Below are 8,162 nucleotides of genomic sequence, written 5' to 3' on the forward strand. Positions count from 1 at the left end.
ATATACTCCATTCTGTTTAAATTGTTTTCTAAAGCATTTATTCTGCAAAAAAATGGTAAGGGTTATATATTTGAATTCCAATAATTTGCATTGTGGAGTTGAGTTTTGAACCTATACCCATGGCTACCTGTGAAGGGGGGAGGATAGCCACAATAATCATTGAATTCAGTTTTGAAGCTAAATACGCTATAGGCGTTTTGAGGGATATTGCTGAGATAATGGCTGAATGGAATATACCAATAATAAAGGTTTTCAATAGCAATACAAGCATGATAATATTCATAGATTCCAGTGGTATACGGGACTTGGCGAGGATTGAAGACGCAATTAGGAGAGTTAAGTATGTGAAGAATGTTGAAATTCACCCTCCCGACGTGGGGGTTGTGGAAGTATGCCCAAACGCCACCCCAAAGATTTCCGGTGAGAGAGTTGTAATCATTAGGAGATCAGCTTTTAAATCTCTTATAAATGCTGTTTGGGGGAACCTTAAAGTTGCACCACAAATGATGCTGTACATTATTGGTAGGGAGATTGGTGAAAGCTATTATGAAGCTCACAAGAAGAGTATGAAATTAAACCCTGAAGACATGTTGAAGATTGCTGAAAAACTCTTCACAGTTGTAGGTTATGGCATCATTAAACCAGTAAAGAGATGCTTAAACCCTCTGGAAGTTGAATACATTATTTATGATTGTTTGGAGTGTGGGATTAATTTGGAGTCTGGTAGGAGGGTTAAATCATCACTAATCAGAGGAATAATCGAAGGATACTACAGCAAACTATTAGGGAGAGAAGTGGAATGCAAAGAAGAAGAATGCATAGCAATGGGGAGTGATAAATGTAGGATGGTTTTGAGGGAGCTGTGAGGCTTTACTCTTCTAATGCCATTTCAGCACCTTTCTGCCCATGAATACTTCTGGTAGTACTATTAGGCCCCAGCTTGCCACTCCAAATATGTATGCTAGGTCCCTGATGTTCATTGCTGTTAGGTGGAATAGTTGTTGCGTTATTGGTATGTATGATATTGCCAGTGTAATTATTATTGAGGCTATGTCTGCAATTACGAAGAATTTGTTTTGTAATGCTCTTCTCCCCATCCTCCATACGCTATGCTTCTCAGATCTACAGTTCCATACCACAAATAGTTCAAATAGTGCTGCTTGTATGAAGGCTGCTGTGGTTGCTTCCCTGTAGGTTAGGAGTCTTGCTTCTTCATCTATCCCCCATGGGAAGTTCCATGGATGTGAAGGCCAGACGTAGTATTCTAGGGAGAAGACGAGTATTGTTCCTGTGGCTTGTAGTATGAAGGATGCTATTATGAAGGCTAGCATTCCATGTAGTATCCCTTCCTCAGGTTTCCTTGGGGGTCTATCCATGACGTCCACGTCAGGTGGATCTGTGGCTAAGGCTACTGCTGGAGCTCCATCTGTTACTAGGTTTATCCATAGTATCATGGCTGGTAGTAGTGGTAGTGGGAATAGTTCTGCTCCAAATATTCCTCCAAGTATTGCGAAGGATCCCACTACGAGTAGTTCGTCGAAGTTGCATGCTAGTAGGAATCTTGCATACTTTCTGATGTTGTCATATATTACTCTGCCATATTCCACTGCTCTAACTATTGTGGCGAAGTTGTCGTCTGTGAGGATCATGTCTGCAGCCTCTTTGGTTACATCTGTTCCAGTTATTCCCATGGCTATTCCAATGTCTGCGGCTTTTATTGCTGGTGCATCGTTTACGCCATCTCCAGTCATTGCCACTATATGCCCCTTCTTCTTCAATGCTTGAACTATTCTGAGTTTGTGGGCTGGTGAAACTCTAGCATATACAGTCACCTTCTCCACAATCTTATCATATTCCTCATCGCTCATCTTTTCAAGTTCCTCTCCAGTTAGGGCTATGTCTCCATCCCTGTACATCCCCACTTCCCTTGCTACTGCTATGGCTGTGAGTTTGTGGTCTCCCGTTATCATTATCGTCTTTATCCCTGCTTTTTGGCATAGTTTGTTGGCTTCTATGGCTTCTTCCCTAGGTGGATCTATCATCCCCTCCAATCCAACGAATATCATTTCTTGCTCCAACCCCTCATCGTATGTTGTCATTTCCTTTGGGAGGGGTTTGTAGGCCATGGCTAAAACTCTTAGGGCGTTTGATGCCATCTCATCATTAACCTTGAGTATCCTCATCCTATCCTCTTCTGTTATCTCCCTCACCTTTCCATTTTCCAGTATTCTATTGCATCTTTCTAACACTATTTCCGGTGCCCCCTTCATGTATGCGTGAATCTCTCCGAATGGGGTTTTATGTATTGTTGTCATCCTCTTCCTCTCTGATGAGAATGGTATTTCCCATATTCTTGGGTATTCTGCTTCAAGTTTCTCTTTACTTAAACCAGCCTTTTCCGCTACAACTATCAATGCCCCCTCGGTTGGGTCTCCCATTATACTCCATGAGCTTCCCCCCTCACTCTTAACTAGTTTTGCATTGTTGCATAGAGCTCCTATCCTCAATAGGATTTCTATGTCCCCCTCTGGGTTTATGGTTTCGTTTCCACGTTTAAAGCTCCCCTTAGGCTCATATCCAACTCCTGTAACCTCTATGTATTCTCCATCCACGTATATCCTTCTAACAGTCATTTCCCCCTTGGTTATGGTTCCAGTTTTATCTGAGCATATTACTGTTACTGAGCCTAAGCTTTCCGCTGCGGACAACTTCCTTATTACGGCATTTCTCCTGGCTAGTTCTCTAGCTCCTAGGGCTAGGGCTATGGTTACTATGGCTGGTAACCCTTCTGGCACTGCTGATATGGCTAGGGCTATTGAAGACATGAAGGCTTGTATGAATCCTTCCACTTCAAACTTCATTTGTACAGCTACTTCCACAGCCTCTATTAGGAATATTAGTGCGCATACACCTATCACTAGTTTAGCCATTTTCCCTGCGAAGGAGTCTAGTTTCCTTTGTAGTGGTGTTTTCTCTTCTTCCATGGTTTGAACCATTTCAGCTATCTTCCCAAATTCCGTGTTCATTCCCGTGGCTACCACTACGGCTTTCCCCCTTCCATGGACTACATGTGTGGCTGAGTATACCATGTTCCTCCTCTCTGATACTGGTGTTTCTGCTTTGAGTATTGTGGGTTCCTTATGTACTGGTGTTGATTCCCCTGTGAGCATAGCTTCATTGGTTCTAAGTTCAATTGCCTCTATTATCCTTGCATCTGCCGGTACTCTATCCCCCTCTTCTAGGATTATTATGTCTCCTGGAACTATTTCCCTTGCTGGTATCGTCATTTCCACCCCTCCACGTAAAACTCTGGCTTTTGGTGCAGTCATCTTCTTTAATGCTTCTAAAGCCTTCTCAGCCCTATACTCCTGTATGAATCCAGTTAATGCGCATAGGAATACTATGGCTATTATGGTTATTGTATCTGCAAAGGTTTCTAGGAATTCCCCTCCATGTAGCATTTCCCAGTATCCTATTATGGCTGAGAATATTGATGCTGCTATCAATAGTAGTACGAAGACATCTTTGAATTCATCTAGGAACATTTGTAGTGCAGTCCTCTTCTTAACTTCCTTAATCTCATTGTATCCATACTTCTCAAGCCTTCTACTGGCTTCTTGTGGTGAAAGCCCATTTAAGCTTGTTTCAAGTTTCCTCAAAACTTCATTTAGCTCCAGGGCATGCCATTCACTCATTTGGGTTACACAACTCCATATGGGGGTGTGGTTTGTATAAACTTATTTTTAGGATTAGATTTAAAGTTAACCTTGCTGGCAAATGTTAAATAATTCTTTATGGATAATTTGAATTATGACTTCACCTTTCAATCAAGGTTTTGAGAGGGGGGTTAGGGAGGCTGGAGCTTTAAGGTATAGGTTGAATCTCGTTAAAAATCTTTTGGAGATTTTGGAGTTGAAGGTTGAAGATTACTTGAAGGTTAATGATGCTAAGCTAAAGTATGTTCCACAAAGATTCCTTGAGGAAGCTGAGGGGATTGCCAAGGGTTCTGGTTTAAGTGTCTCTGAGGTTTTAGCTTTGGATTTCGGTTTAAGTGTGGATAAACTTTTCATGGATGGATGTACGGCGTTCGCAATTCCCAGTGGATTTACCTTGGATGGCTCTGTCATGTTGATGAAGAATAGGGATTTAGGGTTTAGGAGGCTTCACCCACAAGTCTTATCATACTCTAAGCTGGATGGCTATAATAGGTTTATTGGCGTTGTAACTGCTGGTAGTGTTTGCTGGTATCAGGGGGTTAATGAGCATGGTTTAGTGGCATTTAACACTGCAACTCCACAGCAAATTATAGATCCAACCTCTGCTCAGGGGATGAGCATACCCATAATTATTAGGAGGATACTTGAGGAGTGTAGTAGCGTGGATGAAGCTTTAAAGTTTATATCTGGAAGCCAGTTTAATGCTTTCTCAAACCTCTTCCTCTCAGATCGTGAGAGGATTGTGATTGTGGAATTGAAGGCTGGATTCACACCATACATTTGGGAGGTTAAAGAGCCTGATTGCAGATCAAACCATTACCTATTCCACGTTAACCCTGATGTTCGTGATGAATTGGAGTTGCTTGTTAGGCAGCAGACGCTTGTGAGGTATACCCGTGGAAGGATGCTTCTCAAGGGGGTTGAAAAGTTTAGTGTGGAAACCCTTATGGGGTTTAGTAGAGATCACTTCCATGGTCCAAGTCCATACTCCATATGCCGACACCCACCAATAGTGGGTAGCCCACTCACAGCTCTACTATCCTCCACAACCCTCTCATCACAGATATTCAAGGTTGGTGCTGGAGAAATTGAGGTTTACACTGCCATAGGATATCCATGTCAATCAGAATTTATACATACAGTTTTTGGGGAGAGTATTCCAATGGAAGCTGCTGATGGGAGGTTGTGGTTTAAGCAGTATGGTGGTGTTTGATGGTTAGGGTTGGACTTGTAACTATTGGGCAATCTCCAAGGGTTGATGTTACTGGCGACTTGTTGAAGTTGCTTCCCAGTGGAGTGGAGGTTTTGGAGGTTGGAGCTCTAGATGAACTTAAACCTGGGGAGATTGAGAAGCTTAAACCCATGTTTGGGGAAACAGTTTATGTAACTAGACTTAGGAGTGGTGTTGAAGTTAAGATTTCCAGGGAGAGGGTTATACCATTGGTGGGGGAATGCATATCAAAGATTGAGGGGATTGTGGATGTTATTGGAATATTGTGTTCAGGTGAATTCCCAGACTACCCATCCTCTAAACCAATAATTTACCCTGAGAAGGTTTTGAAGGGGATGGCTTCAAGCATAGTTTATGGTGGGAGGGTTGGAATATTAATTCCAGCCGTTGAGCAGGTGGATTATGCTAGGGTTAAGTGGGGTGGATTGTTTAGGGATTTACATGTATACCCAATATCACCATACACTTCAAGTCTAAGTGATTTTAGGGGGTTGGGTGGGAGACTTAGGGGTGATGGTGTGAAGCTTGCAATTATGGATTGTATTGGATATACTCTTGAACAGAGGGATGTTTTGAGGGGGTTTGGAATTATGGTTTTAACTGCAAGGACTGCTTTGGCTAGGGCTATATGTGAACTTCTATGAGCTCCCCCTAACCTTCCCCACAATTTCATTTGCAAGTTTAATGTTGCATGAAGCAATATATTTCGCCCTTATATTATCTTGGAATTCTGGGTTGAATTCCCCTCCCCACTCATTCAATACCACTCCACCAGCTTCTTTAACCATGAAGCATGCTGCTGCGAAATCCGTTAATCTCAGTGCACCCCTCAAATCTATGAAGGCATCACATATACCTGCAGCTACGAAGCATGTTTCTAGGGCATCTGTCCCAATGAACCTCACATGCTTAGCTTCAGCTATGATTGGCTTAACTTTGTTGAAGTGCTCCATATACTTTCCCCTAATATTTAAATCCACAGCTATTAGTGCTTCGCTAACCTTTTCCACATTGCTTGGTTTAACCCTCCTCCCATTCAATTCCACACCAAACCCCCTAAAACCCATGAATGTGTCTCCAGTCACAATGTTTACCACGGCTCCACATATTATGCTGTTTAAATTGCCTTCTTCAGCTATGGCTATGGATGTGGAGTATATTGGGTACCCCCTATATGCATTTGTACTCCCATCCAATGGGTCAACTATTATTATTGGTTTCCCAGAACCATAAACATTCTTCCCAGTTTCCTCGCCTATGAATGTGAAGTTTTGTAGGTTTCTCTTAACCTCCAATAATAACTCCTCCTCTAATGCTAAATCTATCTTTCCACCCTCCTCTTCACTCAAGACCATATTTGTGGATTTAGCTTCCATAAGCATTTTTGAAGCTTTAACCCTAGACTTCTCAATAAGCCTTTTTAATAGTGTGTTCATGTTCATATTATCCACCAAGCATATACCTTGCAACTTCACTTATACTTCCAACCTCTAAAACCTTTACATTAAACCCATTACTCTTGAGGTAGCTTTCCAAGTTTACTATTGTGTATTTGTAGGTGATTATCTTCACATTCCCAACAATCTTCTCTATGGGTTGAAGTATGGGGATGTTGGATTGCCCTCTTGGAACTAGGAATAATTTGCATCCATCCCTTGCTGCTGCCACAGCCTTCTCCAATACCCCTCCAACACTCCCCACACTTCCATCTGGATTTATTGTTCCAGTAACGTATACTGTGCTATTCACCTTCAACCCCTTCACCGCTGATATTATGGCTATTGTTATTGCTGCCCCTGCACTAGGCCCATCCACCACTTGTATTGATTTGTCTGCTATGACTGAAACTATTATGTCAGCCCCCCTTAGGCTTATTCCAGTATACTTTTCAGCCACTGTTGCAGCTGTCCTTATGCTGGATTGGAGGTCTATTCCAATGTTTGGTTGTGTGTTTACCAGTATCCTCCCATTTCCAGGGGTTATTTCAACTTTAGCTTTCATGACAACCCCCTCATAGTAAGTTGTGAATATGTCTTCCTGCACCTCTCTCACCGCTACAATTTTAACTTCAGATGATCCTGATACAGCTCCACCAGCGCTGCCACTATAAGCGATTGTGGTGTAGTATTCCAGTTGCCTCCTATAATACTCCAATTGCTGCATTGTATAGTTTAATTGTGTTGAGAGTTGTGCAATCATGGTGTTGGCTTGGGATAGCTGTGTATATGCTTCTTCAAGCATCTTGGATAATGTTTGATTCCTCTGATTTAATGCAATTATAATTGATGTTGAAGCTGCATTCACAATTAAACTCAATATTAGGATTACCGTTAGGAGTTTATTGCTATTCAAAGCCTTCATCCCCCAGAAGATAGTTATCATTTTGCTTGGATATATTGTTTTGTGGTGAAACGTTTTCACCACCATTGAAAATCGTTTTCCATGATCTTCCATGACCATTCGTGTTGTACTGTAGACTAAATTTTATTCGTCTACTGTCGTATTCACAATCATACAACTTAAATACTTGTATCAATGTATAAGCTTCTTTGGGGATTTTTGAATAAGCCTCTTGCCTCAATAATTTCAGTTGGGATTTCCAAGTTTGGTAAGCGTGTTGGTTTGAGTGCTAGGGAGCTTTTCCAAGAGGCTTTTAGGGAATGTATGGATTCAGCTCCAAAAGTTTCTCCAGATATGATTAAGGCTTTATTCATTGGTCAGATGAGTGGGATGTTTGAGCATCAAGAGCATAATGCACCAATATATTTGGAGTGGTGTGGTTTAAGTGGTGGGGTTGATGGTGTTAGGGTTGAAGCTGCCTGTGCCTCTTCTGGTGTGGCTTTAAGGCTTGGCGTCACTGCGATAGCCTCAGGCTTATACGACTTCGTTTTGGTGGGTGGTGTTGAGAAGATGACACACCTCGACACAGCCACAGTAACTGATATTCTAGCCACAGCCTCGGATAGCTTCCTCGAACAAATTAATGGTTTAACATTCCCATCCCTCTACGCTTTGATGGCTACTGCCCACATGAATAGGTATGGGACAACTGAGGAGCAAATGGCTTTGGTGGCTGTTAAGAATCACTCCAACGCCAATTTAAACCCTAAAGCTCACATGTATGGTGTTGAGGTGGATTTGAAGAAGGCTTTGAGTAGTAGGGTTATTGCTTGGCCTCTAAAACTCTATGATTGCTCATTGATATCTGATGGTGC

7 protein-coding genes are annotated in these 8,162 nt (G+C 42.0%); 4 read left to right on the top strand and 3 right to left on the bottom strand.

Annotated elements, in window-relative coordinates:
• Positions 1 to 98 precede the first annotated feature (98 nt).
• Positions 99 to 866 carry a V4R domain-containing protein gene (locus MRT15_RS07585; protein ID WP_304329430.1) on the top strand — a complete coding sequence of 256 codons (768 nt, stop codon included), beginning with the start codon at positions 99 to 101 and terminating at the stop codon, positions 864 to 866.
• Positions 867 to 878: 12 nt separating this feature from the next.
• Here MRT15_RS07585 and MRT15_RS07590 read toward each other — a convergent pair whose 3' ends face one another.
• Positions 879 to 3,695 (bottom strand): cation-translocating P-type ATPase, encoded by a 2,817-nt coding sequence (locus tag MRT15_RS07590; protein WP_304329432.1) that lies wholly within the window; start codon positions 3,693 to 3,695, stop codon positions 879 to 881.
• Between the two features lie 115 nt (positions 3,696 to 3,810).
• Between MRT15_RS07590 and MRT15_RS07595 the strand changes: the two genes are divergently transcribed.
• Both MRT15_RS07595 and MRT15_RS07600 read left to right on the top strand, forming a co-directional pair.
• Entirely contained in the window at positions 3,811 to 4,929 is a 1,119-nt protein-coding gene (locus tag MRT15_RS07595) for a C45 family peptidase (RefSeq protein WP_304329434.1), read from the top strand.
• A complete protein-coding gene (locus MRT15_RS07600) occupies positions 4,929 to 5,591 on the top strand; it encodes an AroM family protein (RefSeq protein ID WP_304329436.1) in 663 nt (220 codons plus the stop codon). The genes MRT15_RS07595 and MRT15_RS07600 overlap by 1 nt, the downstream gene beginning before the upstream one ends.
• Here MRT15_RS07600 and MRT15_RS07605 read toward each other — a convergent pair.
• Both MRT15_RS07605 and MRT15_RS07610 read right to left on the bottom strand, forming a co-directional pair.
• A complete protein-coding gene (locus MRT15_RS07605) occupies positions 5,586 to 6,389 on the bottom strand; it encodes an inositol monophosphatase family protein (RefSeq protein WP_304329437.1) in 804 nt (267 codons plus the stop codon). The two genes, MRT15_RS07600 and MRT15_RS07605, sit on opposite strands and share 6 nt — an antisense overlap.
• 1 nt (position 6,390) lies before the next feature.
• Positions 6,391 to 7,299, bottom strand: a complete 909-nt coding sequence (locus tag MRT15_RS07610; RefSeq protein WP_304329439.1) for a S16 family serine protease — start codon at positions 7,297 to 7,299, stop codon at positions 6,391 to 6,393.
• Positions 7,300 to 7,506: 207 nt separating this feature from the next.
• Between MRT15_RS07610 and MRT15_RS07615 the strand changes: the two genes are divergently transcribed.
• On the top strand, positions 7,507 to 8,162 hold a 656-nt coding region (locus tag MRT15_RS07615; RefSeq protein WP_304329441.1), incomplete at its 3' end, for a beta-ketoacyl synthase N-terminal-like domain-containing protein.

This window comes from Candidatus Culexarchaeum yellowstonense, assembly GCF_024707025.1.
Lineage (GTDB): Archaea > Thermoproteota > Methanomethylicia > Culexarchaeales > Culexarchaeaceae > Culexarchaeum.

What these genes read in the sequence shown, in the direction of transcription:
- MRT15_RS07590 (WP_304329432.1), bottom strand. Translation starts at nt 3,695, where the DNA reads ATGAGTGAATGGCATGCCCTGGAGCTAAATGAAGTTTTGAGGAAACTT.
- MRT15_RS07605 (WP_304329437.1), bottom strand. Translation starts at nt 6,389, where the DNA reads ATGAACATGAACACACTATTAAAAAGGCTTATTGAGAAGTCTAGGGTT.
- MRT15_RS07600 (WP_304329436.1), top strand. Translation starts at nt 4,929, where the DNA reads ATGGTTAGGGTTGGACTTGTAACTATTGGGCAATCTCCAAGGGTTGAT.
- MRT15_RS07595 (WP_304329434.1), top strand. Translation starts at nt 3,811, where the DNA reads ATGACTTCACCTTTCAATCAAGGTTTTGAGAGGGGGGTTAGGGAGGCT.